This is a genomic window from Pseudoxanthobacter soli DSM 19599 (assembly GCF_900148505.1).
GTDB lineage: Bacteria > Pseudomonadota > Alphaproteobacteria > Rhizobiales > Segnochrobactraceae > Pseudoxanthobacter > Pseudoxanthobacter soli.
In genome coordinates, this window is record NZ_FRXO01000007.1 from 162751 (window position 1) to 189490 (window position 26740).

Consider the following 26740-nt stretch of genomic DNA (forward strand, 5'->3'; position numbering starts at 1 on the left):
GCCTGCGCACGGGCGTCGGCCCGTGGCGGCTGCCCCGCGCTGCCCGCCCACCTTGCGATGCCGTGCGGCGGGGCACGACCATGAGCCGGCTTCTGGGCAGGCGCGTGGCGCTGGTGACGGGGGCCTCCCGCGGGCTCGGGCTCGCGATCTGCCGCCGGTTCGCGGCCGAGGGCGCGGCCGGAACGGCGTTCGATCTGCCCGGCGCCGAGGCGGAGGCGACGGCGGCGCTGCCCCACGGCTTCGCGTTCGCGGGCGGCGACGTGCGCGACGAAGATGCGCTAGCCGCCGCGGTCGCGGACACGGTCGACCGCCACGGCCGGCTCGACATTCTCGTCGCCAATGCCGGTCTGGTGCCGCCGTGGCGCGAGACCGAAGCGCTCGATTTCGACGAGTGGGACCGGGTGATGGCGGTGAACGTGCGCGGCGTCGCCGCGGCACTGAAGCAGGCGATCCCGGCCCTGAAGGCGGCCGGTGGCGGAACGGTGGTGGCGATGGCCTCCGTCAACGCCGTCGTGGCCCATCCCCGCCAGATGCTCTACACCGCCAGCAAGCACGCCGTGCTCGGCATCGTGCGCGCGGCGGCGCGGGACCTCGGCCGCCACGGCATCCGCGTCAACGGGCTCGCGCCCGGCCCCATCGCCACGGAGGCGCTGGTCGCGCGCATCGCGGCGCGGGCGGAGAATGGAACGGGGCCGGCCTCGGATGCAGCGCTCGACAGCTTCGCCGCGGCGACGGCGCTCGGCCGCCTCGCGACGGTGGATGATGTCGCCAAGGCGGCGCTGTTCCTGGCCTGCGATCTTTCGAGCGGGATCACCGGCGCGCTGCTGCCGGTCGATGCCGGCCTCGCCTGATCGCCCCGTTCGCCGCCGGGCCGGCCGGCGGGCGGTGCAGACGCCGGGGGGCGCCGCAGGGCGGCCTTTGGCGCGAAGTCCTTTCCGAGATTCCTTGTCCTTGTCGCGCCGTACCATTGTCCCGGTCGGCACGAAACCATAACCACGCGGAGCGCAGGCATGTTTGAACTCGACGGCAGGATCGTTCTCGTCACGGGCGCCTCGAAGGGCATCGGGGCGGCGATCGCCCGCATCGCGGGCGCGGCGGGCGCCACCGTCATCGCCCATTATGGCGGCGACCGCGCCGGCGCCGAAGCCGCTCTCGCGGACGTGCCGGCCGAGCGCAAAAAGCTGATCCAGGCCGACCTGCACGATCTCGCCGCCGCCGAGCGGCTGTGGGACGAGGCGGAGGCGTGGAAGGGCCGCATCGACGTGTTCGTCAACAACGCCGCCATCATGCGGTGGAACGGCGGCATCGAGGAGGACGACGAGACCTGGGACGCTGTGTGGGCCGAAACCCTGCAGGTGAACGTGCTCGCCCCGGCGCGGCTGATGCGGCGTGCGCTGAAGCACTTCCTGGCGAACGGCGGCGGCATCCTCGTGACGATCTCGAGCTGGGGCGCCCAGCGGGGCGTGACCAACCCGGCGACGATGGCCTATGCCGCCTCGAAGGCGGCCGTGAAGGCAATGGCCCAGACGGTGGCCCGCGCCTACGCCAAGGACAATGTGCTCACCTACATCATCGCGCCCGGCGTGGTCGGCACCCAGATGTCGGAATCCTTCGCCGCGACCCAGGGCGGCACGGAAAAGGTGTTCGCCGGGCTCGCCATGGGCGAGTGGGTGCCGCCGGAGGACATCGGCAACCTCGTCACCTTCCTCGCCTCGGGCAAGGCGCGGCATCTCTCGGGCGCGACGCTCGACGTGAACGGGGCGACCTACGTGCGGTGAGCACCCCTGGGTCTCGCTGTACGCATAAATTTACGAACAAGCGTGCGCTATACGAACATTTCGGTTGACCATTGTGCGCGAGAACGTCAGCATGATGGTCGCTGGTTGAGGGGATCGAAGCTTCGCAAAGAGCCGGCCGATCGACCAGAGGGGCAACACAGCCGGCGTGTCCGGCGGAGGAGGACCGACTTTCATGCTGCGCAAACTATTCCTGCTCGCTGCGTCGGCGCTGATCGGCACGGCGATCGCCGGCCAGACCGTCGAGGCCCGTTCGCTCGACCAGATCATCCAGGCCGGCACGATCCGCATCGGCGTCAACCCGAACTTCCCGCCGATGAGCTCCTACGGCACCACGAACGAGCTCGAAGGCTTCGACATCGACGTGGGCAACAAGATTGCCACCGCGCTCGGCGTGAAGGCCGAGTTCGTGCCGACCGAGACCGCCCAGCGCGTTCCCTATCTGGTCGCCGACCAGATCGACATCTCGCTCGGCGCCCTGACCCGCTCGGCCGAACGCGCCAAGCTGATCGACTTCACGGTGCCGCTGCACACCGAATCCATGGCCGTGCTGACCACCGACAAGGTGAAGGCCGAGAAGTGGTCGGACCTGAACGACGAGAACATCACCCTCGTCAACATGCGCGGCAACTGGTCGGTCGACTTCCTGAAGGAAAAGCTGCCCAAGCCGAAGGTGCTGCTGGTCGAGACCAACGCCGACACTGTGCGCGCCATCGCTCAGGGCCGCGGCGACGCCCTCGTCGAGAACATCGACTTCTTCCTCGCCTTCACCAAGAATTACCCGGACGTGAAGTGGCGCGTGCTCAGCGACACGATCTTCACCAACTATGACTCGATCGGTGTTTCCAAGGGCAATGACGGCCTGCGGCTGTTCCTGAACGTGCTGCTCTACGATCTGCACACCAGCGAGTACATCAACGACACCTGGAAGAAGTGGTACGGCACGCCGATGATGGTGCCGGTGGTTCCGAACCCGTTCTTCTGATCGTCCTGATGTGAACCGTACTTTCCGGCCGGATAGACCATCCGGCCGGGACGTGCCGGGGCCGCTCCGTTCCGCTGCGCCGGCCTCGGGGTCCATCGTTCGGGCCTTGCGGTTCGGACCATCCGCCGCGGGCCGTTCGTCCCGGTCGATGCGTCCGACCCGTGCGCCCCATCGAGCGCCTTCCGACCTGACGGACACGTCAGATCGACAGGAAAGCGCCATCGGCGAGAAATCGCGCCGGATTCAAGGTTTGTGCCTATCCTGTCGTCCGGATCGGTCCGGTCCGAACGAGGTACGCTCCAGCCCTCCCCTGCCGCTTCCATCCGCTCGCGGCATCGGTGCCAGGGCGAGGCCGAGCGCGCCGGGACGGCGGCGAAGGTTCTGGTATAGTCTGCCAACTCGTCCACGAAGCGCCGCTTGCGGGGTGCCGGTCGTCGGAGGGCATCCCGTCGGCGAGAGCCGGCGGGGACCGTCCCCGCACGGTTTCCGTCCGCAAGGCGGAACGTCCCTTCCCCGAGAGATCCCCGCCGGGCCAGGCACGGTCCCGCCGCGGGGCGCGTCTCCCGGACGGACGCCGCGAGGCGGCGGCGAGATCTATCCCGGCCAGTTCAGGCCCGGTCAGAGGCCATTCGGAGGCTCTGTGCGTTGAACTACACCTTCCAATACGGGGTCGTGCTCGACAAGCTGCCCTATCTGCTCGACGGGGCGGTGCTCACGCTCGAGATCGCCTTCCTGTCGTTCTGGCTGGGCGCGGTCATCGGGCTCGCCGGCGCGCTCGCCAAGGTCTATGGCGGCCGCATCCTCAAGGGCGTCATCAACGTCTATGTGGTGTTCTTCACCAACACCCCGGCGCTCGTGCAGATCTTCTTCCTGTTCTACGCCCTGCCCGATGCCGGCATCCTGCTGTCGCCGATGACGGCGGTGGTGATGGGGCTGACGGTGAATTCCGGGGCCTATCTGACGGAAATCCTGCGCGGCGGCCTGCTTTCAGTCCGGCGCGAGGAAATCGAGACGGCGCAGGTGCTCGGCATGTCCGGGCTGCAGACCGTGCGCTACGTGATGCTGCCGCACATCGCCAAGACGATCTACGCGCCGCTCAGCAACTTCTTCATCTGGCTGGTGCTCGGCAGCTCGCTCGCCTCGATCTTCGGCGTGGAGGAGCTCACCGGCCGGGCCGTCAATATCTCCACCCAGAACCTGCGCACCATCGAGACGTTCTCCGTGGTCGCCGTCATCTATGTCGTGTTGACCTTCGTCGCTTCCATCGCGCTCGCCCTCGTCGGGCGCTGGGCCTTCCGCGTCAGGGCGAGGATTTTCTGATGTGGGACCAGATCGTTCAGCAAGCCCCGCGCTTCTTCACCTATTACAATGCCGTGTTCGTGCTGCAGGCGATGGGCCGCACCATCGGCCTGACGCTGCTCGGCTGCATCAGCGGGTTCGTGTTCGGCTTCGTCATCGCCGCGATCCGCGAGACCCGCGCGCCGATCCTGATGCCCTTACGCATTCTCGTCACGATCTATGTCGAGATCTTCCGGCGCATCCCGTTCCTCGTGATCCTGTTCATCGTGATGTTCGGGGTGCAGTCGATCACGCGGGACATCTCGCTGTTCGTGATCGCGGTGATCTCGATCTGCATGCTGTCGACGGCCTTCCTGTCGGAGATCATCCGCTCGGGGCTCGAATCCGTGCCGCGCCAGCAGCGCGAGGCGGCCGAGGTGATGAATTTCGGCTTCGCGCGCACGCTTCTGTTCGTGGTGCTGCCGCAGGCCTGGACCGTGATCTTGCCGCCCGGCATCGCCTTCATGGTGATGTTCATCAAGGACACCTCGCTCGTCTCGCAGATGGGCGTGGTGGAACTCGCCTTCACCGGCAAGATGTTCGTGGGGCGCGGGTTCTCGCCGTTCCTGGTCTATGCCGTGATCCTCGCCGGCTATTTCGTGATTTCCTATCCGCTCAGCCGCTTCGGAGCCTATCTGGAGAAACGCCTTGCCTCTTCTCGAAGCCGAAAATCTGACCAGCGCCTATGGGCAGCACCGGGTGCTGCACAACGTGAACCTGTCGGTGAACAAGGGTGAGGTCATCAGCCTGATCGGCCCCTCCGGCTCCGGCAAGAGCACGTTCCTGCGCGTTCTGATGGGCCTCTTGCCGCCGACCGGGGGCGAGGTGCGCATCGACGGCACGCGCATCGACTACGGCTCGCGCACCCAGCTGAAGGCGATGCGCGACCGCATGGCGATCGTGTTCCAGCAGTACAACCTGTTCCAGAACATGGACGTGATGCGCAACGTCACCATCGCGCCGATCTCGATCAAGAAGCGCCCGAAGGCCGAGGTGCTGCGCGAGGCGGAGACCCTGCTGGCGAAGGTGGGGCTTGCCGAGAAGCACCATTCCTATCCCGACCAGCTTTCCGGCGGCCAGCAGCAGCGCGTCGCCATTGCCCGCGCGCTCGCGCTGCGGCCGGAGATCCTGCTGCTCGACGAGGTGACGGCCGCGCTCGATCCGGAACTCGTCAACGAGGTGCTCGACACCGTGCGCTCGCTCGCGCGGGAGGGCATCACCATGCTGATCGTGTCCCACGAGATGGCGTTCGTGCGCGAGGTCTCGACGCGGGTCGTGATGATGGACAAGGGCCAGGTGGTGGAGATCGGCCCGCCGTCGCAGATTTTCGAGAACCCGCAGGAAGCCCGCACGCGCGAGTTCGTCGGCAAGATCCTGCGCCACCATTGATGCGCGGAGGCCTCCCGGCTGGCCTATGCAGCCGACCGGGAGGCTGGATTTGAGGCGTTCAGGGTCCGAGCGCCGTCGGGTAGCCGGAGCGCGGACGCTGCGCGGCGGTTATTCGGACTTTCCGAACAGGAGCTGGGCGCCCGCCTTGAACAGATCCTGGATGCTCTGGGCGCTGCGCGTGCCCGAATAGCTGAAGTGGACCGACGTCCCTCCCGCCTCCGACCGGTCTACCTGGAAGCGGACGCCGCTGAGGATGAAGTAGGCGAACGCCGCCCTGAGCGCGGTGGTGACCGTGAGCTTGCCGCTCAGGATGGTGTTGCCGTTCGCGGTGAAGATGTCGGCGGAATCCCACGCGACCGTGGCCAGCGTGTCGGCCTGGGTGTCCTCGGAGAGGCTGAGATAGGTCAGCGCCGCGAGTTCGCGCTGATCCTCCGACAACAGCCAGCCGAGATCGGAGGCCAAGGCCAAGGTCGGGGGCGGCCCCTGGGTGACGGTCCAGTTGCCTTCAGCGGTGTAGGTGACCGTGCACTTGTTGTACGTGAAGTCATTCGGCACCGAGATCGTGGCGCAATTGGACGAAACGTCCGTCCACTTCGCCAGCGAATTGTAGTTGTAGGCGCCGACCGCGACATAGAACGTCAGCTCAGGGGTCAGAGTGCGCGTCTGCTGCGGGCTCGGCGACCAGGTCATGCCCATGAAGCCGGACTGGGTCTGGATGCCGAACGATTGGCTGCTGAACCAGCCGTTCGTCTCGTTCCCGGCCTTGTTGAAGGCGTTGGACGCGATCGAGATCATATTCGCGGGTGCGCTGGTGCCGACGCGCTTCATCGTCGGCCCCAGATTCGGCGGCACCGTGACGTATTCCGCGCTCCACTGATCCTGGAGCGAGGCTTTGTTGGTGACGTTCGACACGACCTGAACGTTGAGGCCGACGGCCTGGTTGCTGGCGCCGGCGCCGACGACGTACTGGACGGGGATGGCGAAGTAGTTCTGACCCTGGGCGTGCGAACGCACCGCAAGCGAGGCGGAGGAGTTGGCGTAGACGCCGGGGTCGCTCGCCAGCTGCTGCGGCGGCGCCAGGAAGCACCAGAAGTTCTGGGTGTCGGCCGAATTGTTCACGAGGTAGATGGTGTAGGTGTCGGTCATCGTTCTCTCGCTGGTTTTGGGCGGAAGAAAGAGGCGCCCGGAGCGCCTGCCGTGCCTGCCTTCGGCGACGACACCGACAGCGTGCGTCACTGGCGTTGATGCACGCAAAAGTATAAATGTTGAGAAATTCACTTTTCGGATGCAGGCGGGATCCCGAACCCGGGAATGGCTGCGCCGGGCCTGTTCACCGGCGGTTCACCCGGCTCTCGGCAACAGGGCACCGAGAAGGACGGCGCGCATCAGGTGCAGGCTTTCCGGTGCGCCCATGAGCAGGGCATCTCTCAAAAGGAAGGACCGGGAGACGGCAACGACCGCGACGAGACCCGCATTGATCTGCGGGACCGTCAGGGCGGCGCACGGTCCTTCGCCACGGATGAAGACGGCGTGCGCGGTCGCCGCCACCATCCACAGAGCCTCGTCGCCGACATCGAAATAGCGGCTGGCGAGGTGGTGGCGTAGGGGCTCGGGGAGCCGGCGCGCCTGATCGCAGGCGCTGGCGACGAAAGCGACGATCGTGCTCGCCAGATCGTGCTCCGTCCGGAAACTGTGCGCGGCCAGAAGCGTGAGCAGGCTCTCGCAAGCGGTTGCCTGCACGCGGCGCACCGCGAGGCGGATGACGTCGTGAATGTCGGCGAAGTAGCGGTAGGCGGCCTGCACCGTGACGCCGGCCTCGCGCGCCACGGCATCGAGCGTGACGCCGTCTAGCCGCCGGCGCCGGTGGAGGATGCGGATGGTCGCGGCGAGCAGCCGTTCCACGCTGTCCAGCGCGCGCGCCTGACGCGGCATGACGCGGAAGGCAGACGAGATCAGAAGTCCGGCGGGACCCGCGGCGAGGTCGCCGAGGCCGCGGCCGAGTGCGGCCGTCCAAAGGTTGACGGACTGAAGGGGCGCCAGAAGCGGCGCGAGACCGGATCCGTCATCCGCCTGCCCGCTCATGGATGTTAGCGGCGCGACATCGCCCGCGGCATCGCGACCGGTGAGCCGTGGCCGGGCGGATCGGCGGGGACGCAGGCGTTATGCCCGGCGGGGGCGCAGGCGCAGTGCCGGGAAGGGTGGCAGCGGCAGAGCCGCCGCGCGTGGAGCCACGAGGGGCGTCGCGGGAAACCGGCCGGATCGTTCTCCATCGACATTCGTCACCGTCTGACATGGCCGCACGGCGCTGCCGAACGGCACGCCCGGATGACGAGGAAATACAACTAAAAGTATAACTAATGTTATGCCGCTTTTTGAGCGGATCGGAAAATTTCGGCGATGATGCAGTCGATTGCGTGCAACGCCGCCCTTTGTCCTCGGGGAGGAGGTCAAGCGGCAATGCGTCCATTGGTTGCAAATGTGTGTCGCGTTCGCACATCCGGCGACGCGGAGCGCCGCATGCCGGCACCGGCCCGATGCGGCGACGGATCAGACGCCGCGCGACCTGTCATCGCCGCGCGGTATGGGACGGACCGATTGCCCAGGGACGGCCGTGAGCCTGCTCGCCGCGCGGACCGCTTCGATCTTATCGGAGCGGGGGCCTATCGCCGGGCGCTTGGAGCGCTTACCGATCTGATGAAAGCATCAGATCGATAAGAAGTGGGTCCAGATTCAAAGACTTGAGCATATCCCGATCAGATCGGTGCAGTCTGACCGGGACAGGCTCTAACCCTTGGGCAGGAAGGGGGAGAGATCGACGTCGAGCGGAGGCTGGCGTCCCTGCACGAGGCTCGCCACGATGCGCGCGGAGATCGGGCCGGCGGTGAAGCCCATCCACGGGAAGAAGTTCACGAAGAAGCCGGGCACGGCGGGGATCTCGCCGAGAATGGGCTTCCAGTCCGACGTGCCGTTGACGATGGCCGCCCAGGTGCGGACGATCTTCACCTTCGCAAGCGCCGGGACCACGGAGACGGCAACGGCGAGATTGCGGGCGAGCGAATCCGGGTTGGCGACCGGGTTGCCGTGCCGGCCGAGCCGCGCCGGCCAGCCGCCTCCGATGAGGAGGGTGCCGACGCCGTTCTGCTTCAGGGTGAGCTTCTCGCCGGTATAGTAGACAAGGTGCGGCACCAGCGGGCCGACCTGCTCCGTGGCGCTCGCCTGGATCGGGAAGCCCTGCACGTCGGCGAGTTCTATGCCGGCCATGGCGGCGATACGGGCGGCGTCCGCCCCCGCGGCGTCGACCACGCGCTTCGCCTTCAGCACGCCGCGCGGAGTCGAGACCTCGAAGCCATCGCCGGTGCGCACGATCGCCTGGACCGGGGTGTGCCGCAGGATGGTGGCGCCGAGCCGCTCGGCGGCGGCGGCGAAGGCCGGCGCGACCGCGAACGGATTGGCCTTGCCTTCGTCGGGGCAGAACGCGCCGCCGACGATGTGATCCGACAGATACGGGGCGAGCGCGCGGAGCGCCGGCCTGTCCAGAATGTCGATGCGAAGCCCCTGGGCGCGCTCGAACGCCGCCTTGCGCTCGATATCGCGCATCTGCGCCTCGTTCGGCGCCACCAGCAGTCCACCTTTCAGGCCGATCTCCAGATCGACGCCGAGAAGCGCCGGCAGGCCGCGCCACATTTCGATGGAGCGGGCGAGCAGGCCGATGGTGGGCGAGAACACCTCTGCCCATGCCTCGCCGTTGGTCACGAACGGATCGTGGGGGATCTGCGCGTGGAGGCTGCCGGCGTTCGAGCCCGACGCCAGCGTATTGAGATCCGTCCGCTCGAGCAGGGTGACGTCCACCCCGTCGGCGGCGAGATAGTAGGCCGTGGCGCAGCCGGCGAGCCCGCCGCCGATCACGATCACATCGGACATTTTTCCCTCACGCGGACGCCGGCCAACGACCCCGGCCATAAACCAGCTTGGCTTACAATCGCTCGTTCGCTATAGTAACAAATGTTCGCAATGTGAACGTTTCTTTTTGCGAGAGTGCTCGGCTTCTCCCCAAAAACGAAGCGCAAACATGCCTGGCGCGCCCATGGCCTGGGCGGGGTGCCCAAGAAAAATTCGCACGTCCGTTCACTTATCGCACCATTCAGAATCTGGAAATAGAGCATGGTCCAGCAGTTTCGCGGCAGTCATACCGTCACCATCACCCCCTTCACGCCGGACGGGCGGACCATCGACGAGGCGGCCCTGAAGCGCTTCCTCGACTGGCAGATCGCGAGCGGCGTGCCCGGCGTCATCATTCTCGGCACCACCGGCGAGTTCCTCACCATCACTGACGAGGAGCGCCGCCGCTATGTCGAGGCGACGGTGAAGCACGCGGCCGGCCGGCTGCAGGTGATGGTCGGCACCATGAACGCCCACACCCCGAACGCCGTGCGCTACAGCAAGGAGGCGGAGGAACTCGGCGCCGATGGCCTGATGATCGCCCCGCCCTATTACTACACCCCCACCCATGACGAGATTTTCAACTATTACAAGGCGATCTCGGAAGCGGTGCAGATTCCGATCATGCTCTACAACAACCCGGTGACGACGAATGTCGACATGCCGGCCAAGCTTGTCGCCCGGATGACGAAGGACCTCGAAAATGTCCGCTACATCAAGGAAGCGAGCATGGACGTCGGCCGGGTCTATGACATCGTGGAACTGACCGAGGGCGTGATGAACGTGTTCGCCGGGGAGCGCATCGTCGAGAGCTTCCGCCTCGGCGCCGTCGGCTACGTCAATCCCTACGGCAACTACATTCCCCGCGCCTCCTCGCGCATCTGGGACTATCTGGTCGCCGGCCGGCTGGACGATGCCCGCGCGATCCAGGCGCTGATCAACCGGATGGACCACATCATCGCCGAGGGGCACCCGACCTACGGCCACCAGTGCTATTCCAAGGCGCTGGCGGCGGCAGCCGGATATCCGGTCGGCGACGTGCGCGCGCCGCTGACCACCTTCGCCGAACTCGGCGCGGAAGGCATTGCCCGGCGGGAGAAGCTCGTCGCCATCATGGGCGAGCTCGATGCGCTGATGGATCGCCTCGAAGCCAAGGCTGCCTGAGGGCGGCTGCCCGAAGAAGGCCGCGAGAGGGATGGGGCGGTGAGCGTCCCGGCTGGGCGCGTGCATTTCCGATTTGCACGGGCCCGTGCCACCCCTGGCTTGCACCGGCCCGACCCCGTTCCTACGTGAAAAACGTCCATCGGGACGTCGGGCCGCGCTTCGCGTTTCCTCCCATGACCTCGCTGTCCGACGAGGCCGGACGGATGACCGTTACCCCAGTCATCCGTCCGGCTTCTTTTTTTGACGACACCCTCGCGGCGGGCCTCGCTTTCCGCCGGATGACAGCACGGACCGAACGCGATGACTGCGCCGCACCTCTTCACGCCGTTCCAGACCCGGAGCGTCCGCTTCAAGAACCGCATTGTGCTGTCGCCGATGTGCCAGTACAGCGCGCTGGACGGCCACGTCACGGACTGGCACCTCGCGCATCACGCCCGCTTTGCGCTCGGCGGCGTCGGCGGGGCGATCATCGAGGCAACCGGCGTTCTGCCGGAGGGCCGCATCACCCCCGGCTGCCTGGGGCTGTGGAGCGACGAGCAGGTGCCGGGACTGGCCCGCATCGCGGCGCTCTATCACAGCGAGGCCATTCCGGTCGGCATCCAGCTTTCCCACGCCGGCCGCAAGGCGAGCGCAGCACGGCCATTCGACGGCGCCGCTCCGCTCGGCCCGGATTCGCCGGAGCCCGCGTGGCAGACGGTGGCGCCGAGCGCGCTCGCCCACGACGCCGCCTGGCCGACCCCCCACGCCCTCGACGAGGCGGAGATCGCCGGGATCGTCCAGGCCTTCGCGGACGCGACGCGCCGGGCGATGGCCGCAGGGCTCGATTTCGTCGAGATCCACGGTGCCCACGGCTATCTGATCAACACCTTCTTCTCGCCGATCTCGAACAAGCGCACCGATGGCTACGGCGGCAGCCTGGAGAACCGGATGCGGTTCGCGCTGGAGGTGACCGAGGCGGTGCGCGTGGCGCTGCCGGCCGACAAGCCGCTGTTCTACCGCGTCTCGGCCGTCGACGGGGTCGAGGGCGGCGTGACGATCGAGGAAACGGTCGCGCTCTCCCGCGCGCTCGCCGCGCGCGGTGTCGACGTGGTCGACGCCTCGTCCGGCGGCATCCTCGGGCCGGTCGCCCGTGCCGCCACGCGGCCGACGCCGGGCTTCCAGGTGCCCTACGCCGATGCGATCCGCCACGGCGCGGGCGTCGCGACCATGGCCGTCGGACTGATCGTCGAACCGCATCAGGCGGAGGCGGTGCTTGCGGACGGCCATGCCGATCTCGTGGCCATCGGCCGCGAACTGCTGGCGGATGGCGATTTCGCCTACCGGGCGGCGCTCGAACTCGGGCTTGAGAACCCCTCCTCGGTGCTGCCGCAGAAATATGCCTTCTATCTCTCCCGCCGGAAGGCGGTACTGGCGCCCGCGAAGGCAGGCTGACGCCGGCCGGTCGTCCCTCGATCGGCGCGCGCTCCCGTCTTGAAGGCGGGAGCGGTCGACGTGCGTATCTGTCCCCCTGCCCTCCCCATCCCGCGATGCCTGCCGAGCCGCGGCGGGCTGTCGCCGTTCGCGTCAGAATCGGACAGCCCGGCCCTCGGCAGCCGTCCAGAGCGCTTTCCGATCTGATGGAATCATCAGATCGATAAGAAATCGCTCCAGATTCAAAATCTTGAGCATATCCTTGTCGTTCAGATCGGTTCGATCTGAACGGGATATGCTCTAAGTCTTTGACGCTCAGCCTTCGGCGGGCGAATAGTCGGGCTCGAGTTCGAACGGCTGTCCGGTTTCGACGAGTGTTTTGAGGCGCGACAGCGTTTCTGGCCAGCCGGCATTCACCTGCCGGCTCGTCGCGGTGTCGCCGCCGAAATCGTCGTGCGTGAGAACGAGCTTGCAGGCATTGCCGGGCAACTGACGGATATCCCACGTGACGCGCGACGGCGCGTCCGCGGCGACCTCCGGCGACCAGCGCGCATGGAAGGTGAGCACCAGCCGCGACGGGGGCGCAAGCTCCAGGATTTCCCCGGCGATGACGGTGCGGTCGCCCATCATGAACTCAATCGCCCCGCCGACGCGCCAGTCGGTGCGCGATGTCATGTTGAAGTGCTGGTAGAGCGGGGTCTTTTCGTCATCCGTGAGGATGGCCCAGACGGCTTCCGCCGATGCACGCACATAAATCTCGTAGACATGCTTCGGGCCGATCATGACTGTTCCTTCCACCTGTTGCTTGAGGCCGACCATGGCCGTGACGAAGGGAGCGGCGTAGCGGGAGATCCAGCGGTCGCCGACCTGCCGGATCGGAACCGGGTTGAGGTAGTGCCGCTTCTCCCGCCCGATCTTTCGGCTCGTGACGAGATGGGCGGCCTCGAGGATCTTCAGGTGCTTCATCACCGCGAAGCGCGTGACCGGAAACCGGCTTTGCAATTCGGTCAGGGTCTGGCCGTCGCGCTCGAACAGGCTGTCGAGCAACGCGCGCCGGTCCGGGTGAGCCAGGGCGTCGAACACTTCATCCATGGCGGCAAAATAGGTGACGAAATGGTCACATGTCAATGCCCCCGCCGTTCGCGCGAGATCGTCTGAACCGTGGTGCTCTTGAGCCTTCCGTCGCTGTGCTTCAGAAAGGAGCGGGGCTATCCGCCGGCGTGGCGGCGGCACGAGCCCGGGGGGCAGGCATGGAAGCGCTGAGGCAGACGCTGGAGCATACGCCGTGGTGGGTGTTCCTGATCCTCGCCTATGTCGCGTGGATCGGGATCAAGGCGCTGCGGACGCGGGTCGTGGAGTTCGGCAAGCTTGCCGTCGCGCCGGTGATCTTCGCCGTCTGGGGCCTCGCAAGCCTGTTCCAGATGTTCGGCCTGAACCCGGCCGCGCTCGGCATCCTGGCGGTGGCGCTCGTCGCCGGCGGCCTCGCCGGGTGGGCGATCTCGCGCCTCGGCGAGGTGCAGCCGATGGGGGGCGGCAAGGTCGAGGTTTCCGGCAGCCCGGTGACGCTGATCCTCGTGCTGGCGATCTTCGCGAGCAAGTACACCCTCGGATACTGGATCGCGGTCGATCCCGCCGCGCGGGAGACCATGGCCTTCGTCGCGTTCGATGCCGGCGTGACCGGTGTCGTGATCGGCATCTTTCTCGGGCGGTTCTGGGGGCTCTACAGCCGCTATCGCGCCGGCGCGGCGGTGAACTGAGGTTCGGGCGGGGGGCTGCGATCCAAACGGCCGGAGGAATCGTAACACAACCATCCCGCAGCGATTTCACTGGGAAGGTTGCCATGAAACGATCCCTTGCCCTCGTTCTGGGTCTCGTTCCTGCCGTCGTTCTCGCCCCCCTCACCGCGGCGCTGGCGGCCACGGCCGGCGAACCGGACCCGGCCGGAATCTGGAAGCGCGGAGACGGAAATGCCGAGGTGCGCATCGCCGCGTGCGGAGACAAGATCTGCGCCGTCAATCTCTGGATCGGCGATACCTCCGGCGGCGAGGAGGTGGGCGACCGGCTGGTGCTCACGCTCACGCCGAAAGACGAGGACACCCTGGCCGGCACCGCCTACGATCCGAAGCGCGACCGCACCTACGCCATGACCATGCGTGTCGAGGAGGACCGTCTCGTCACCCGAGGCTGCATCCTCGCGGGGCTGCTCTGCAAGTCGGTGACGTGGTCGCGCGCGGACTAGAGCATATCCCGTTCAGATTGAACCGATCTGAACGATAAGGATATGCTCAAGCTTTTCAACTTGGAGCGATTTCTTGTCGATCTGATGATTCAATCAGATCGGAAAGCGCTCTAGGCCTGAGCTGGCTGCGCCGACACCAGAGCGCTGCGGCGATAGTTTTCGAAGGCGCGGATTTCCAGCGGCGGGCTGAAGAAATAACCTTGAAACAGGTGGCACCCCGCCTCGCGAAGGAGATCCATCTGCTTCCTCGTTTCGACGCCTTCCGCGACGACCTTGAAGCCGAGCTTCCGTGCCATATCCATGATCGCTTCGATCACGACGATATTCGTCCGGTTCGAAGACATGTCGTGCACAAACGACTTGTCGATCTTGACCTGCCCGAGCGGAACACGGTGCAGAACGTTCAGCGACGAATAACCGGTTCCGAAATCGTCCAGCGACCATACGATGCCGATCCTGGTGAGAGCGCTCATCTTCTCGGCCGTCGCGGCGATATTGTCGACGAACATGCTTTCCGTCAGTTCCAGCTTGATGTGACGCGGATCGGCGCCGCTCAGCGTCACGATTTCGGAAACGGTGTGCACGAAGTCCGGTTGCCGGAACTGGGATGCGCTGACATTGATCGAGAGGGTCAGGTGCGCGGTCTCCGGCTGGGCCTGCCAAAGGGCGAGTTGAGCGCACGCCGCCCGTAACACCCAGTTTCCGATTGGAACGATCAGTCCTGTTTCCTCCGCAAGCGGAATGAACTGGGCAGGCGGGATGTTTCCCATCCTGGCATGCTGCCAGCGAATCAGGGCTTCGGCGCCGACAAGCGCCCCGAACTCATCCACCTGGGGCTGGTAGTGAAGCCGGAAGTCTCCGTTCGCGATGGCTTTCCGCAGTTCTACTTCCATCATGCGCCGAACGGTCAGATCGGCATTCATGATGATAACGGTCAGAGCCAGACTGGATATCGACGTCAGCGTGTTCGTCAGGACGGCTATTCGCGCCATATGTGCTGGAATGACGAGAGCCGCATCCTGAACAACGAGATCCACATTCTCGAATAACGCGAATGCCATCAGGCAGAGGAGCGGTATGATGAATTTGAGATACAACCCGTTCTGGCGAAATACGAAATAACATCCAATGGCGATCGGCAGGAAATGCAGGTGCGTTGCCCGCGGCAGATCCGGCGGCACCTTATCGAACAGACAGAACAGGACCGTCATAAGCGGTAGAAAATGCGCCTCGATAACGGCGCCCGTATACAGTCTCTTCTTCAGAATGACCCACAATATCCCGCCACCGGCGAGCATCATCAGAAAATGAAAGAGCGCCAGAAAGGAGCGGCCAGCGACAAGGAACGCAATGCACCAGCTTGCCCCAAGGGCAATCGTGATCAGGGACGCCGCAAATACGATGGCCTTTACACGTTGTGTATGGCTCTGGTCCCAATGCGTGCAAATCATCTTGATTATAATCCCCCGGCGCGCGCTCGCCACGATGCCGCGATGTCGAGCGCACGAGAGGATTATATCCTGAGCCGCGTCGCCGAGACGAGGCGCGTCGCGAAATGCGAGGGATTGGCCATCCCCGTGGTTCGGACCGGAGACCCGAACGACGGGGAAAGCACCCTAGAGCGCTTTCCGATCTGATGGACTCATCAGATCGACAAGAAATCGCTCCAGATTCAAAAGCTTGAGCATATTCTTGTCGTTCAGATCGGTTCGATCTGAACGGGATATGCTCTAGCCCCTGAACTTGTAGAGTCCGACATCGATGGCGCCGGCGCGGAAGCCGCCCTCGCAATAGCCGAGATAATATTCCCACAGCCGGTGGAAGGCCGGGCCGAAGCCGAGGGGTTCGGTGCGGCTGCGCGCGGCCATATAGCGGCTGCGCCATTCGGCGAGCGTCTGGGCGTAGCCGTTGCCGAAGCAGAGGCTTTCGACCGGTTCGAGGCCGGCGGCACGCGCGTGGCCGGCGATGTGCGTCTTCGTCGGCAGCATGCCGCCTGGAAAGATGTGACGCTGGATGAAATCGGTGTTGCGCCGGTAGGTCTCGAACCGGTCCTCGGCGATGGTGATGACCTGAAGCACGGCGGTGCCGCCGGGGGCCAGGCATTCCCGAAGCTTCGCGAAATAGACCGGCCAATAGGCCTCGCCGACCGCTTCCATCATCTCGATGGAGACGATGCGGTCGTAGCGGCCGCCGACATCGCGATAGTCGACGAGATGGAAGTCCGTCCGTCCGGCAAGCGCCGGATCGGCGGCGTGGCTTTCCCGCGCGTAGGCGAGTTGTTCGCGCGACAGCGTGATGCCGGTGACGTTGGCGCCCCGCCGGGCCATCGTGGCGGCGAGAGCGCCCCAGCCGCAGCCGATCTCGAGCACCTTGTGGCCGGGCAGGATCTCCAGCATCTCGGCGATGCGGTCGAGACGCGCGGCCTGCGCCTCTTCCAGACTCTGCCCGGGGGCGATCTCGATCGCCGAGGAATAGTTCATCCCGTCATCGAGCCAGAGGCGGTAGAACGCGTTGCCGAGATCGTAGTGGAACGAGATGTTGCGCCGGCTGCCGGCCTTTGAATTGCGCCGCAGCAGATGGCGCACGCGGTTCACGAGGCGGGCAGGCCCCCACGCGGCGGCGCGCGCGGAGATGTCCGGCAGATTGTGCGCTGCGAGTTCGATCACCGCCGGCAGGTTCGGGCTCGACCAGTCGCCGTCCACATAGGCTTCGGAAAAGGCGACGTCGCCGCCGGTCGCGAGCCGGCGCAGGGCGCGCCAGCGGTGCAGCACCAGCGTCGCCTCCGGGCCGGGCCGCCCGCCCCGGCTGGACAGGCGGCGGCCGTCCGGCGTCACGATGGTGAGATGGCCGACCGCGATCTGGTCGAGAAGCCGGCGCAGGGCCGCCTCCGCCAGCCAGAGGCCGGGCGCGCGGGCGCTCATCGCGCGAGGGAGTTCGGAGAAACGATCGGCATCGTCGCGCATGGGGATCGATCCTCAGGAACGGCGCAGGGGTTGAATGGAAATGGGCTTTCCCGGCAGCGGCGGTCGCGGCCGAAGGCGGATGCCCTTGGCCCAGATCCGCAGCGCCTCCCAATGGATCCCGCCGATGACCTTGAGCGTCAGCAGCGGATGGGTCACGAGGGCGCGGGCGAGAGTCCCGTCGGTGAGGGGGCGACGCTGCGCGCTGTGAACGGCACTCAGCACCGGACCGTCGCCGTCGGCGGCGACGATCGCGACCCGCAGGCCATCGGCCGGCGGGTCGATGCGGAAGGAATAGGTGAGGTCCATATCCATGAAGGGCGAAACGTAGAAGCGCTTTTCCGCCGTCTGGCGCAGCGGCGCGGCCGCGCCGTCGGCAACCGGGATGAGATAGGCGTGGCGCTGGCCGAAGGTGTTGTTGACTTCGTAGAGCACGGCCATCAGCGAGCCGTCGCGCCGGTGGCAGAAATAGAGGCTGAGCGGATTGAAGGCGTAGCCGAACAGGCGGGGCATGGTGAGGAGCCGCACCGGCCCGCCGTCGGACGCAAGCCCGGCCTGGGCGAGGACGCGCGCGACATAGGCCTTGAGCGAGCCGTCGCTGCCGTCGCCATAATCGCGCTCGAACACGCTGAAGACGTTGAACCTGTTGACCGAGAACAGCCGCAGACGCCGATCGAGCGCGTCCAGCGCGTCGAGATCGAGCAGGAGCGAGAACAGGCGATAGGACAGCTTATGCCGGCGCGGCTTGACGCGGACGTGCATCACCGAGCCGACATAGAGGGCGCCGTCGGCATCGCTCATGGCGCGACCTCCCCGGTCGCCGGCAGGGCATGGAAAGCCGGAAGCGCGATACGCCCGGATTCGTTCGCCACCTTCCACGGTCGCCGCACGCCGCCGAGGGCCTCGGCGACCGCCAGGCCGGCCTGCAGGCCGTCCTCGTGGAAGCCCGCCCCGAAATAGGCGCCGCAATACCACACGCCGCCCTCGCCCTGCAGCGACCAGAGCCGCGCCTGCGCGGCCATGGCGCCGGCGTCGAACAGCGGGTGCTCGTAGGTCGTGCGGTAGGCGACCGTCTCCGGCGCCGGCTCGACAGAGGGGTTGAGCGTGACGAACAGCGGACGGTCCCCGGCGAGGCCCTGGAGGCGGTTCATCCAGTAGGTCACGCAGAGCCGTGGATCACCGCGCCGGTCGGCAAGATAGTTCCAGGCAGCCCATGCCCCCGCGCGGCGCGGCATCAGGCGTGCATCCGAATGCAGCACAGCTTCGTTCCGGCTGTAGCGGAAGGCGCCGAGGATATCCGTCTCCGCCTGCGTCGCCCTGCCGAGCATCGCCAGCGCCTGATCGGCGTGGGTGGCGATCACGACGTGGTCGAAGGTCTGTTCCACGCCATCCGACGTGAGCACGCCCACCCCGCCCGGAAAGCGCCGGATGACGCGCACCCGGCGGCCGGTGAAGATGTGGCCCGGCAGATCCGCCCGCAGTTGCGCGACATAGGTCCGGCTGCCGCCGACGACCGTCCGCCATGCCGGCCGGGCGGTGATCTGCAGCAGGCCGTGGTTCTCGCAGAAGCGCACGAAGGCCGCCGCCGGATAGCAGCCCACGTCGGCGGCGGGCGTCGACCAGATCGCCGCTGCCATCGGGTAAAGATGATCGTCGCGGAACGCCGCACCGTAGCCGTGGGAGTCGAGATAGCTGTCGAGGCTTTGCAGTCCCATGCCCGGAAGGTCGCGTGGGGCGCGGCGATAGAACCGCAGCAGGTCCTTCAGCATCGACGCGAACCGCGGCGAGACCAGATTTCCCGGCTGGGCGAACAGGCCCCGAAGGCCGGAGCCGGAATATTCCGTCCGCCCCTCGTCCAGCGAAACGGAGAAGGACATGTCGGACATCCGCGTCGCCACGCCGAGATAGGCGAACAGCGCGGTGAGGTTGGGATAGGTCTTCTCGTTGTACACGATGAAGCCGGTATCCACGGGAAGGCCGCCGGCCTCGACCGTGTTGCTGTGGCCGCCGAGGCGGCCGTCAGCTTCGAACAGCGTCACCTCGTGCCGCCGCGACAGCAGCCACGCCGCTGAGAGACCGGAGATGCCCGCGCCGATCACCGCGATCTTGCGGCCGGCCCCGGGGGTGAAGTCCGGACGGATGTTCATGAGGCGCGGTTCCTAAGCGGGTGGAGCGATCGGATGCCTTTGTTTAGATTGTACGTGAAACCAACCGCACCGGATCACCTCAACAAGAATGATCCAGCCGGTGATGCCGTGCGTAGAAGGGGGCATGAATGCGTTGCTCGAACACCCCCGGCCGGGATCGTCCTTCGGCCGTCCCCCGGCCCGCCGGGAGGCGGTCGTGACGCATATGTCGGAGGATGGCGCGGTGCCGGAGGGCGATGAACTCGCCGGATTGATTGCCAAGGTCGCACACGAGCGCGACCGGCAGGCTTACGGGCGGCTTTACAGCTATTTCGCACCGCGCGTGAACGCTTTCCTGCGCAAGTCCGGCCTGCCCGCCGCCGCGGCGGAGGAGATCGCCCAGGAGACGATGCTGAGCGTGTGGCGCAAGGCCTCCTATTTCGATCCGTCCCGGGCGGGGGCTTCGACGTGGATCTTCACGATCGCCCGCAACCAGAGGATCGATCATCTGCGCCGTGCGAAGGTCGTCAGCACCGCCGAAAGCGATATGCCGATCGAGGACGACGAGGCGCCCTCCGGCGAGGCCCTGCTGCTTGCAGCGGAGCGGGAGATCGGGGTGCGCACCGCGCTGAAGGCGCTCTCCGACGAGCAGGCCGCCGTGGTGCGGCTCTCCTTTTTCAGCGACAAGCCCCATTCGGAAATCGCACGCGAGCTCGGCCTGCCGCTCGGCACGGTCAAGTCGCGGGTGCGCCTCGCCCTCGGGCGGCTGCGTGCATTGCTGGAAGCCCAAACATGACCGCCCGTCATCACGCGACCGATGAAACCCTGATGCGCTATGCCGCCGGGCGCCTGCCTGCGGCGCCGGCACGTGTCGTCGCCGTTCATCTTGCCGGCTGCCAGACATGCCGTGCCCGCCTTTCCACGTTCGAGGCCGTCGGCGGCGCGTTGCTGGACGAGATCGAGCCGGCTCCGATGCCTGCCGACGCTTATGCCCGGGCGCTGAGCGCCATCGAAGCCGAGAGCCGGCCGACCCCGTCCTCGCAACCTTCGTCGGGCCGGCACGGTCGCGCGCCGGAGGCGCCCGGGCGGCGGGCCATGGCCGATCGGCCCGGAGGGTTCGCCGTTCCGGAGCCGTTGCGGGATTGTGAGATCGGCCCTTGGCGGTGGATCGGCATCGGCGTGCGCGCGAGCGCCATCCGCCTGCCGGAAGATCCGCAGGCGCGCCTGACGCTCCTGCGGGTCGGCCCCGGGCGCAAGTTGCCCGAACACGGACATTTCGGCACCGAGTTCACACAGGTGCTCGTCGGATCGTTCTCCGACGGCTTCGGGCGCTACATGCCCGGCGACCTCAGCGAGATGGATCACGACATCGAGCATCAGCCGGTCGTCGACCCGGAGATGGAGTGCATCTGCCTTGCCGCGCTCGAGGGCGGGATGCGGCTCACGGGGTTCTTCGGGCGGCTTGTTCAGCCCTTCATCCGCCTCTGACGGTGCGGCATGGGGGAGGCAGCGTCGCTCGCGCTCACCCTGCTTGGCGCCGGCACGGTTTCGGCAGGCCTGGTTTCTGCAGGTTTGGCTTCCGCCGTTCTTTCTCCCCTCGCGACGCTCAACGCGCTTTCGCGGCTGGAGCGCGTGAAAGTCGAGACGAACCTCGCCTATGGCGACGGCGCGCGTCACGGCATGGATGTGTTCACGCCCCGCGACGGGAAGGACCGCCGGCCGGTCGTGGTGTTCTTCTATGGCGGCGGCTGGGAGGAAGGCGAGCGGGCGAGCTACCGCTTCGTCGGTGCCGCTCTGGCGAGCCGCGGCATCGTGACGTTCATTCCCGATTATCGCGTCTATCCGCAGGTCCGCTTTCCAGGCTTCCTTGAGGATGGTGCAGGCGCCGTGCGGTGGGCTCGCACCAACGCCGGGCGGTTTGGCGGTTCCCCCGCCCGCCTCGTCCTCGCCGGCCATTCGGCGGGCGCACACATCGCAGCGATGCTCGCCTTCGATCCGCAGTGGCTGGCGCGCGAGGGGCTGGACGCCCGCCGCGACATCGCGGGTTTCGCCGGCCTTGCCGGACCTTACGACTTCCTGCCGCTGCGCAGCGCGACGCTGATGGACATCTTCGGTCCTGAAGCGCAGCGCGCCGGCACCCAGCCGATCAACGTGGTTTCCGGCGACCGTTGTCCCGCCTTCCTGGCGACGGGCGCGCGCGACACGACCGTGGAACCCGGAAACACCGACCGTCTCGCCCGCCGGATCCGCGCCTCGGGCGGTGATGCCACGACGCGACGCTACGCCCGCGCCGACCACCGCACGCTGCTTGGCGCCCTCGCCCGGCCGCTGCGCTTCATCGCGCCGGTGCTGGACGACGTGACCGGCTTCGTCGAGCGGGTGACCACGCGGGAGAACCGTCAATGGCCCTGATCACCGCCGTCATCGTTCTGGCTGTTGCGCTGTCGCTTGTCATGGCCGGCGCATGGCTCATGGCCGAGCGCACGGGCAATCACGGATGGGTCGATACGGTCTGGTCGTTCGCCACCGGCGCGGCCGGCATCGCGGCCTGCGTGCTGCCGGCCGGAGACGGCTGGATGCCGCGTCAGATCGTGGTGGCCGTTCTCGTCGGCGGCTGGTCGCTGCGGCTCGGCACGCACATTCTGCAGCGGACGATGGCGGGGCATGACGATCCCCGTTATGCCGCTCTTCGCGAGCAGTGGGGCCGCGCGGCCTCAGGGCGCCTGTTCCTGTTCCTGCAGGTGCAGGCGCTCGCCGCGCTGGTGCTCGTGCTCGCGGTGGCAGCCGCCGCCCATAACCCCCTGCCCTTCTGGCGATGGGGCGATGCGTTGGGCATCGTGCTGGCGCTGACGGCGTTCGCCGGCGAAGCGGTTGCCGACCGCCAGCTCGCCCGCTTCAGAACCGAGCCGGCTCACCGCGGTGAGGTCTGCGATGCCGGTCTCTGGGGGCTGACCCGCCATCCCAACTATTTCTTCGAGTGGCTCGGATGGCTCGCCTATCCCGCCATCGCCATCGCGTGGTCCGGTGCGCATCCGTTCGGCTTCTGGGCGCTTGCCGCGCCGCTTCTGATGTATGTGCTGCTGGTACACGGCTCGGGCATTCCGCCGACAGAGGCACACATGCTGCAATCAAGGGGCGATAAATATCGCGCATACCAGCAAAGGGTGAATGCGTTCTGGCCCGGTCCTGCCCTTGGGCGAAAGGAAACATCATGAGCTTCATCGCCGCCGCCAGCCGGCTCGCCGAGCGTCTGCCCGCGCCCGATTCGCTCACCCGCCTCGGGATCGACCTCCTAGGCTGCGGACTCATAACGCATTGATCCAGATGCGGACGGCAACGAGCTTGAGGGCTGCAAGGAAGTTTTCTGATCGGCGGTCATAGCGCGTGGCGAGGCCCCGCATCTGCTTGATGCGGTTTGAAGAAGCGCTCGATTTGGTTCCTTTGGCGATAGAGCCGTGGGCCGAAGGCGAAGGTTCGCTTTCGGATGGCACGCGGCGGCACATTGGCGAAAACGCCGCGCTCCGCTGCTTCAGTGCGGATGGCGTCGGTATCATAGGCTTTGTCGGCGAGCAGGATGCCGCCTTGTTGGAGATGGGCCAGCAACTCCCGCCCCGCCGGCGCATCGCCGGCCTGTCCGGCGGTGAGCAGGAGATGGATCGGCCGGCCTTCTGCGTCGACCAGAGCGTGGATCTTGGTGTTCAGCCCACCCCGGGAGCGTCCCATGCGACGATCGTCGTCGCCCCCTTTTTGATGGCAACGCAGGAGCTGCCGATCATCACGATGTCGCCGTCATAGGCGGCGGAAACCGCGTCCAGCAGCCGATCCCAGACCCCGGCCGCCCGCCAGCGCACGAAGCGGTTGTAGAGGGTTGTGCGCGGCCCGTAGCGCTCCGGCACATCCCGCCACGGCGCCCCGGTTCGGAACCGCCACAGGATGCCGTTGATCACCTGTCGGTCATCCATCCGCGCGACCCCGCGCCGATTGTTCGGCAGCAGCGGCGCGATGATCGCCCATTCCTCGTCATTCAGTTCATGACGGCGCATCTCTCAGGCTCCCAGTTGGGCAGCCAGAATCACGGCCCGATTTGACTCGCAATTTTATGGGGCCACGCCCCAGGTTATCGAAGCCTGCACGACAGGGGTGGGGGTGCCTTGATTCCGCTCCCAACGTCCGCTTCTAGGTGACGACACAGTTTACCTGAATGTCTGATTTGGGGCGCAAGTGCGAAGTTGTCACTCAGGATAAGTCTCGCCCCGATCCGGTACATCCTTGTGGAACAGGATGAATGCCAATGGATTACCGGGTTCGGCCATCGCGTCGCTGCGCTGGCCCGTCACCTCTCCTGCCACGACGCTGGTATATTCCGCGACCACTTCACCGAAGCTGTTGCGCTGGATGGCGATCTTCTGTCCGGGCTGCACTTTCTCGTTCAGCCTGACCAGATGCTCGACCAGCCCGCCCTCGGTTGCGAGAATCGGGAAGGCGCTGTTGCCGATGAAGACACTCACGTCCTTGCCGGTGCGTCCCATCGGACCGGCCACGATGCGGTAATGCTTGAGGACGTTCATCGTGCCTTCTACAAACAGGGCGATCATCTCGGGATCCAGCACCCGCGCAGCGCCGATCTCCGGCGTAAAGGCGGGAATGCCCACCTCCATGAAGGCGTTGTGCAGGACCCCCGGATACACGTGATTGTCGAAGATCTGGCCGACAGGGTAGAGCTCGACCATCGCCTTGACCTCCGGCACGTCCATGCCGGCGATATTGAATGCGGTAACCTCGAACCCGGTTGTCCCGGTGTGAAAGTCGATCGCGGCATCGGCATTCGGCCGCAGCAGCCGGTTGAACAGCAGTCCGGCATGTCGCTCTGGAGCGGTCATGCCGTTCTCGTTGCCGGGCCATTCCCGGTTCATGTCGATGAGATCGGCGCCCCTGCCGGCGTTGGGCCAACGCCGCTGCATGCCTTCGACGGCCGGGCGCGACACGTCCGTGACGGCCATCACCGCGCCCGACATCTCAGCCGGATCGAGCTGGTTCATCACCGTCTGCACGGCGTGCACGGAACTCATTTCGTCGCCATGTACGCCGCTGACCAGAACGACGCGCTTGCCCGGCCTTGCCCCCTTGGCGACGGTCACCGATACGTACCAGCGCTGGCCGCTGGCCATCTCGACGCCCTGGAAATACAGAAGGTGCCTCTGTCCGGGCTCCAAGTCGCCGACGTCGAGTGCGCTGACGACTTTCTTCCCGTGGATGATGTCGCCGGTATAGACCGTCGCAGACGGCGCGCCGGATGCCGGACCGGCAACGGACGCAGTCGAGCCCTGTGCGCCGGCGGAACCGGCGTTTGCAACGAGCCCGGCCGAGGCGCCGATCGTTGCAACGGACGCGATCATGAAATCGCGGCGGTCGAGGCGCTCGTCTGGCGTGTTCGGCATGACGCGGATCCTTCCTGTGTGCCCGCCCTTCTCCAAGCATGGTTGCGCCCACACGGTGCTGAGTGCAATGCAGCCACGCGCGCTCCAGCCGGGTCATTCACCCTCATCCGACGGCCCCCGAAGCCATTGCTGAGCACTCGTGAGGATCAGAAAGCCGATACGCCCAGTGCTTCGAGTAGCCTTGCACGATGGGGAATGAATTCCGGCTCCGCCCGGGTGAGCGAACGCGGCAGTTTAACCGTTTCGCCCAGGACGATCCGTCCGTTATGGAGGACAATCGTGCGGTCGGCCAGCAGCAGGGCCTCGTCCACGTCGTGGGTGACAAGGAGGACGGCTGGCGAATGAATCGCACAGAGATCGCGCAACAGCTGATGCATCGTGATCTTGGTCAAGGCGTCGAGCGCGCCGAAAGGCTCGTCGGCCAGGATCAGTTCTGGCTCGCGCACAAGCGCCTGCGCCAGTGCCACACGTTGCTGTTCACCGCCGGATAGATCGCTAGGCCAAGCCATTTCGCGCCCGGCCAGGCCGACCTCGCGCAAGGCAGCTGTGGACAAGGCGCGCGCATCGGCGACCCCCAGCCCCATTTCGACATTCTTGGGCACCCGCAACCAAGGTAACAGTCGCGCATCCTGGAAAATGACGCTCGTGGCCTCAGGCACCAAAAGAGCGCCGTTGATCTCGACGTCCGGATCGAGCCCCGCGAGCGCGCAGCATGGTGCTTTTTCCGGATCCGCTGTAGCCGAGCAAGGCGACGAACTCGCCCGGGCCTATGGTCAGGTCGATGTTGTCGAGAACGGTCCGGCCCTCGCAACGCCGGGTCAGACCGCGAGCCTTGACACCACGCTTCGGCCTGCTCACCGAAACGCCCTGCGCCATGAGAGAGCCTTTCTTTCAACAATCCTGAGAATGCTGCCCGTCGTGAGGCCGAGCAGGGCATAGACCAGGAGGCCGACGGCCATGATGTCGACCTGACCGTTCATCCGTGCTTCGCCGACATGTAGCCGAGGCCGTTGATCGCGTTCGACTGCTCCACCACAACGAGCACCAACCAGGCGCTGACGGCAGAAAGGCGCAGGCCGGTGAAGAATCCCGGAAGCGCGCCTGGCAGCGCCACGAGTCGGATGAATTCCCAATGGGTGAGCCTGATCGTATGCGCCAGTTCGATGTAACGCTTCTCGACTCCGGCGATCTCCGCGGCAGTGTTGATGTAGACGGGAATCATCGTGGTCATGCAGATAAGGATAATCTTCATCTGCTCTCCGAGGCCGAGCCAATAGATGGCGAGGGGGATGACGGCCAGTACCGGCGTGGCGCGCCATATCTGCAGCGGGCCATCGACAACCGCCTCGCCCCAACGGCTAAGTCTTGAAACCAGCGCGAACAGGACACCAAACGAATGCCGAGGCCGCTCATCGATCTGCGCAGCGACGAGGCGAGGGCGTTGCCGCCCCTTCCTCAGCCAGCCGTATTGCCATCCGGCTTTTGAACAGTGGCAAAGGCATTCTTCTCCGTCACTGGATGAGTTTTTGTGTTCTGGCGAGGGCTGGGGCGAAGCCGTTGAGGGAGATGGTGAGGGGGATGGGGGCCTTGGTGTCGGCGGCGACGGCGTTGAGGGTGAGTTTCTTGGCGGTCTTGAGCTTGGCGACCATGGCGGCGTCGAACGAGAGCGGCACGAGGCAGCCGGCCGGGAGGCAGGTGGTGTAGGCGATGGGGGCGCCCGGCGCGGCGTCGTCGATCTGCAGGGTGACGCCGTCTGGCAGGGCGAGGCCGAACGGCATGACGACGGCGCCCTCGGCGGCACCGCCGTCGGCGGCATGAAGCTCGATCGCGAGCACGCGCTGGCGGTTCTGCTGGTTCATCTGGGTCTGGGAGAAGGTGCAGACCCGGCGCCCTTCCGGCATGGCGCACTGGACGCTCCAGTCGCCGTAGGCCTCCTGCAGCGAGGATGCGCCGCCG

At 66.3% G+C, this 26740-nt stretch carries 26 protein-coding genes and 2 pseudogenes; 14 read left to right on the forward strand and 14 right to left on the reverse strand.

All coding sequences use genetic code 11. The features are described from left to right. Nucleotides 1-80: 80 nt before the first annotated feature. The 6 genes from BUF17_RS17020 (at nucleotide 81) to BUF17_RS17045 (ending at nucleotide 5508) form a co-directional block, all read left to right on the forward strand. On the forward strand, nucleotides 81-851 hold the full coding sequence (locus tag BUF17_RS17020) for an SDR family NAD(P)-dependent oxidoreductase (RefSeq protein ID WP_073630902.1): 771 nt from the start codon (nucleotides 81-83) through the stop codon (nucleotides 849-851). A 159-nt stretch (nucleotides 852-1010) separates the two neighbouring features. After that, entirely contained in the window at nucleotides 1011-1778 is a 768-nt protein-coding gene (locus BUF17_RS17025; RefSeq protein WP_073630904.1) for an SDR family NAD(P)-dependent oxidoreductase, read from the forward strand. 193 nt (nucleotides 1779-1971) lie between these two features. Beyond that, entirely contained in the window at nucleotides 1972-2781 is an 810-nt protein-coding gene (locus tag BUF17_RS17030; protein WP_073630906.1) for a transporter substrate-binding domain-containing protein, read from the forward strand. 645 nt (nucleotides 2782-3426) lie between these two features. After that, a complete protein-coding gene (locus BUF17_RS17035) occupies nucleotides 3427-4101 on the forward strand; it encodes an amino acid ABC transporter permease (RefSeq protein ID WP_073630908.1) in 675 nt (224 codons plus the stop codon). After that, nucleotides 4101-4856, forward strand: a complete 756-nt coding sequence (locus tag BUF17_RS17040) for an amino acid ABC transporter permease (protein WP_073630991.1) — start codon at nucleotides 4101-4103, stop codon at nucleotides 4854-4856. Before BUF17_RS17035 ends, BUF17_RS17040 begins: the two co-directional genes overlap by 1 nt. Continuing rightward, nucleotides 4768-5508 (forward strand): amino acid ABC transporter ATP-binding protein, encoded by a 741-nt coding sequence (locus BUF17_RS17045; protein ID WP_073630910.1) that lies wholly within the window; start codon nucleotides 4768-4770, stop codon nucleotides 5506-5508. Before BUF17_RS17040 ends, BUF17_RS17045 begins: the two co-directional genes overlap by 89 nt. A gap of 108 nt (nucleotides 5509-5616) precedes the next feature. Here BUF17_RS17045 and BUF17_RS17050 read toward each other — a convergent pair whose 3' ends face one another. From BUF17_RS17050 to BUF17_RS17060, 3 genes are all read right to left on the reverse strand, one after another. Continuing rightward, nucleotides 5617-6654, reverse strand: coding sequence for a hypothetical protein (locus BUF17_RS17050; RefSeq protein ID WP_073630912.1), 1038 nt, complete (start codon nucleotides 6652-6654; stop codon nucleotides 5617-5619). 195 nt (nucleotides 6655-6849) lie between these two features. After that, nucleotides 6850-7590 (reverse strand): TetR/AcrR family transcriptional regulator, encoded by a 741-nt coding sequence (locus BUF17_RS17055; RefSeq protein ID WP_073630914.1) that lies wholly within the window; start codon nucleotides 7588-7590, stop codon nucleotides 6850-6852. A 702-nt stretch (nucleotides 7591-8292) separates the two neighbouring features. After that, the gene (locus tag BUF17_RS17060) at nucleotides 8293-9429 is read right to left on the reverse strand and encodes an NAD(P)/FAD-dependent oxidoreductase (RefSeq protein WP_175563724.1); all 1137 of its coding nucleotides are present in this window, start codon (nucleotides 9427-9429) and stop codon (nucleotides 8293-8295) included. Nucleotides 9430-9669: 240 nt separating this feature from the next. Here BUF17_RS17060 and BUF17_RS17065 point away from each other — a divergent pair, with 240 nt between their 5' ends. Both BUF17_RS17065 and BUF17_RS17070 read left to right on the forward strand, forming a co-directional pair. Next, nucleotides 9670-10611, forward strand: a complete 942-nt coding sequence (locus tag BUF17_RS17065) for a dihydrodipicolinate synthase family protein (protein ID WP_073630918.1) — start codon at nucleotides 9670-9672, stop codon at nucleotides 10609-10611. 300 nt (nucleotides 10612-10911) lie between these two features. After that, nucleotides 10912-12042 (forward strand): NADH:flavin oxidoreductase/NADH oxidase, encoded by a 1131-nt coding sequence (locus BUF17_RS17070; RefSeq protein ID WP_073630920.1) that lies wholly within the window; start codon nucleotides 10912-10914, stop codon nucleotides 12040-12042. Nucleotides 12043-12336: 294 nt separating this feature from the next. On the opposite strand, the gene BUF17_RS23455 is transcribed toward BUF17_RS17070, so the two are convergent. Further along, complete coding sequence (locus BUF17_RS23455) at nucleotides 12337-13254, reverse strand: ArsR/SmtB family transcription factor (RefSeq protein WP_342186179.1); 918 nt, start codon at nucleotides 13252-13254, stop codon at nucleotides 12337-12339. A gap of 17 nt (nucleotides 13255-13271) precedes the next feature. On the opposite strand from BUF17_RS23455, the gene BUF17_RS17080 reads away from it, so the two are divergent. Then, nucleotides 13272-13778, forward strand: coding sequence for a DUF6622 family protein (locus tag BUF17_RS17080; RefSeq protein ID WP_073630922.1), 507 nt, complete (start codon nucleotides 13272-13274; stop codon nucleotides 13776-13778). A gap of 83 nt (nucleotides 13779-13861) precedes the next feature. Further along, the gene (locus BUF17_RS17085; RefSeq protein WP_073630924.1) at nucleotides 13862-14260 is read left to right on the forward strand and encodes a DUF2147 domain-containing protein; all 399 of its coding nucleotides are present in this window, start codon (nucleotides 13862-13864) and stop codon (nucleotides 14258-14260) included. 110 nt (nucleotides 14261-14370) lie between these two features. Here the strand turns inward: BUF17_RS17085 and BUF17_RS17090 are convergent, their stop codons facing one another. From BUF17_RS17090 to BUF17_RS17105, 4 genes are all read right to left on the reverse strand, one after another. Continuing rightward, nucleotides 14371-15711, reverse strand: coding sequence for a putative bifunctional diguanylate cyclase/phosphodiesterase (locus BUF17_RS17090; protein ID WP_073630926.1), 1341 nt, complete (start codon nucleotides 15709-15711; stop codon nucleotides 14371-14373). A gap of 279 nt (nucleotides 15712-15990) precedes the next feature. Next, nucleotides 15991-17223, reverse strand: a complete 1233-nt coding sequence (locus tag BUF17_RS17095) for an SAM-dependent methyltransferase (protein ID WP_073630928.1) — start codon at nucleotides 17221-17223, stop codon at nucleotides 15991-15993. 12 nt (nucleotides 17224-17235) lie between these two features. Next, on the reverse strand, nucleotides 17236-18021 hold the full coding sequence (locus BUF17_RS17100; RefSeq protein ID WP_073630930.1) for a DUF1365 domain-containing protein: 786 nt from the start codon (nucleotides 18019-18021) through the stop codon (nucleotides 17236-17238). Beyond that, nucleotides 18018-19367: an NAD(P)/FAD-dependent oxidoreductase gene (locus BUF17_RS17105; protein WP_073630932.1), complete on the reverse strand. Its 1350-nt coding sequence runs from the start codon at nucleotides 19365-19367 to the stop codon at nucleotides 18018-18020. The genes BUF17_RS17100 and BUF17_RS17105 overlap by 4 nt, the downstream gene beginning before the upstream one ends. Nucleotides 19368-19572: 205 nt before the next feature. Here BUF17_RS17105 and BUF17_RS17110 point away from each other — a divergent pair, with 205 nt between their 5' ends. The 4 genes from BUF17_RS17110 to BUF17_RS17125 are packed head-to-tail and all read left to right on the forward strand — an operon-like array spanning nucleotide 19573 to nucleotide 22561. Continuing rightward, nucleotides 19573-20142, forward strand: coding sequence for a sigma-70 family RNA polymerase sigma factor (locus BUF17_RS17110; protein ID WP_073630996.1), 570 nt, complete (start codon nucleotides 19573-19575; stop codon nucleotides 20140-20142). Continuing rightward, nucleotides 20139-20834, forward strand: coding sequence for a ChrR family anti-sigma-E factor (locus BUF17_RS17115; RefSeq protein WP_073630934.1), 696 nt, complete (start codon nucleotides 20139-20141; stop codon nucleotides 20832-20834). The genes BUF17_RS17110 and BUF17_RS17115 overlap by 4 nt, the downstream gene beginning before the upstream one ends. A gap of 9 nt (nucleotides 20835-20843) precedes the next feature. Next, nucleotides 20844-21758 carry an alpha/beta hydrolase gene (locus BUF17_RS17120; RefSeq protein WP_073630936.1) on the forward strand — a complete coding sequence of 305 codons (915 nt, stop codon included), beginning with the start codon at nucleotides 20844-20846 and terminating at the stop codon, nucleotides 21756-21758. Further along, entirely contained in the window at nucleotides 21749-22561 is an 813-nt protein-coding gene (locus BUF17_RS17125) for a DUF1295 domain-containing protein (protein ID WP_073630938.1), read from the forward strand. The genes BUF17_RS17120 and BUF17_RS17125 overlap by 10 nt, the downstream gene beginning before the upstream one ends. A 90-nt stretch (nucleotides 22562-22651) precedes the next feature. Here the strand turns inward: BUF17_RS17125 and BUF17_RS22290 are convergent. The 6 genes and pseudogenes from BUF17_RS22290 to BUF17_RS17155 all read right to left on the reverse strand — a co-directional run. Continuing rightward, nucleotides 22652-23389, reverse strand: a pseudogene (locus BUF17_RS22290) (IS5 family transposase). A gap of 189 nt (nucleotides 23390-23578) precedes the next feature. Further along, nucleotides 23579-24784: a M14 family metallopeptidase gene (locus tag BUF17_RS17140; protein WP_073630942.1), complete on the reverse strand. Its 1206-nt coding sequence runs from the start codon at nucleotides 24782-24784 to the stop codon at nucleotides 23579-23581. 146 nt (nucleotides 24785-24930) lie between these two features. Beyond that, a pseudogene (locus BUF17_RS17145) lies at nucleotides 24931-25660 on the reverse strand (ABC transporter ATP-binding protein). Beyond that, nucleotides 25639-25764, reverse strand: a complete 126-nt coding sequence (locus BUF17_RS23410; RefSeq protein ID WP_280163377.1) for a hypothetical protein — start codon at nucleotides 25762-25764, stop codon at nucleotides 25639-25641. Before BUF17_RS23410 ends, BUF17_RS17145 begins: the two are co-directional and overlap by 22 nt. Next, complete coding sequence (locus BUF17_RS23285) at nucleotides 25761-26243, reverse strand: ABC transporter permease (protein WP_084564831.1); 483 nt, start codon at nucleotides 26241-26243, stop codon at nucleotides 25761-25763. Before BUF17_RS23285 ends, BUF17_RS23410 begins: the two co-directional genes overlap by 4 nt. A gap of 52 nt (nucleotides 26244-26295) precedes the next feature. Next, on the reverse strand, nucleotides 26296-26740 hold a 445-nt coding region (locus tag BUF17_RS17155; protein ID WP_073630944.1), incomplete at its 5' end, for an invasion associated locus B family protein.

Excerpts from the sequence above, each read along its gene's own strand:
- BUF17_RS17125 (WP_073630938.1), top strand. The coding sequence starts at position 21,749 with ATGGCCCTGATCACCGCCGTCATCGTTCTGGCTGTTGCGCTGTCGCTT.
- BUF17_RS17030 (WP_073630906.1), top strand. The coding sequence starts at position 1,972 with ATGCTGCGCAAACTATTCCTGCTCGCTGCGTCGGCGCTGATCGGCACG.
- BUF17_RS17070 (WP_073630920.1), top strand. The coding sequence starts at position 10,912 with ATGACTGCGCCGCACCTCTTCACGCCGTTCCAGACCCGGAGCGTCCGC.
- BUF17_RS17105 (WP_073630932.1), bottom strand. The coding sequence starts at position 19,367 with ATGAACATCCGTCCGGACTTCACCCCCGGGGCCGGCCGCAAGATCGCG.
- BUF17_RS17100 (WP_073630930.1), bottom strand. The coding sequence starts at position 18,021 with ATGAGCGATGCCGACGGCGCCCTCTATGTCGGCTCGGTGATGCACGTC.
- BUF17_RS17115 (WP_073630934.1), top strand. The coding sequence starts at position 20,139 with ATGACCGCCCGTCATCACGCGACCGATGAAACCCTGATGCGCTATGCC.
- BUF17_RS17095 (WP_073630928.1), bottom strand. The coding sequence starts at position 17,223 with ATGCGCGACGATGCCGATCGTTTCTCCGAACTCCCTCGCGCGATGAGC.
- BUF17_RS17060 (WP_175563724.1), bottom strand. The coding sequence starts at position 9,429 with ATGTCCGATGTGATCGTGATCGGCGGCGGGCTCGCCGGCTGCGCCACG.
- BUF17_RS17020 (WP_073630902.1), top strand. The coding sequence starts at position 81 with ATGAGCCGGCTTCTGGGCAGGCGCGTGGCGCTGGTGACGGGGGCCTCC.
- BUF17_RS17040 (WP_073630991.1), top strand. The coding sequence starts at position 4,101 with ATGTGGGACCAGATCGTTCAGCAAGCCCCGCGCTTCTTCACCTATTAC.
- BUF17_RS17140 (WP_073630942.1), bottom strand. The coding sequence starts at position 24,784 with ATGCCGAACACGCCAGACGAGCGCCTCGACCGCCGCGATTTCATGATC.
- BUF17_RS17090 (WP_073630926.1), bottom strand. The coding sequence starts at position 15,711 with ATGATTTGCACGCATTGGGACCAGAGCCATACACAACGTGTAAAGGCC.
- BUF17_RS17085 (WP_073630924.1), top strand. The coding sequence starts at position 13,862 with ATGAAACGATCCCTTGCCCTCGTTCTGGGTCTCGTTCCTGCCGTCGTT.
- BUF17_RS23410 (WP_280163377.1), bottom strand. The coding sequence starts at position 25,764 with ATGAACGGTCAGGTCGACATCATGGCCGTCGGCCTCCTGGTCTATGCC.
- BUF17_RS17050 (WP_073630912.1), bottom strand. The coding sequence starts at position 6,654 with ATGACCGACACCTACACCATCTACCTCGTGAACAATTCGGCCGACACC.
- BUF17_RS17120 (WP_073630936.1), top strand. The coding sequence starts at position 20,844 with ATGGGGGAGGCAGCGTCGCTCGCGCTCACCCTGCTTGGCGCCGGCACG.
- BUF17_RS17055 (WP_073630914.1), bottom strand. The coding sequence starts at position 7,590 with ATGAGCGGGCAGGCGGATGACGGATCCGGTCTCGCGCCGCTTCTGGCG.
- BUF17_RS17025 (WP_073630904.1), top strand. The coding sequence starts at position 1,011 with ATGTTTGAACTCGACGGCAGGATCGTTCTCGTCACGGGCGCCTCGAAG.
- BUF17_RS17110 (WP_073630996.1), top strand. The coding sequence starts at position 19,573 with ATGTCGGAGGATGGCGCGGTGCCGGAGGGCGATGAACTCGCCGGATTG.
- BUF17_RS17065 (WP_073630918.1), top strand. The coding sequence starts at position 9,670 with ATGGTCCAGCAGTTTCGCGGCAGTCATACCGTCACCATCACCCCCTTC.
- BUF17_RS17080 (WP_073630922.1), top strand. The coding sequence starts at position 13,272 with ATGGAAGCGCTGAGGCAGACGCTGGAGCATACGCCGTGGTGGGTGTTC.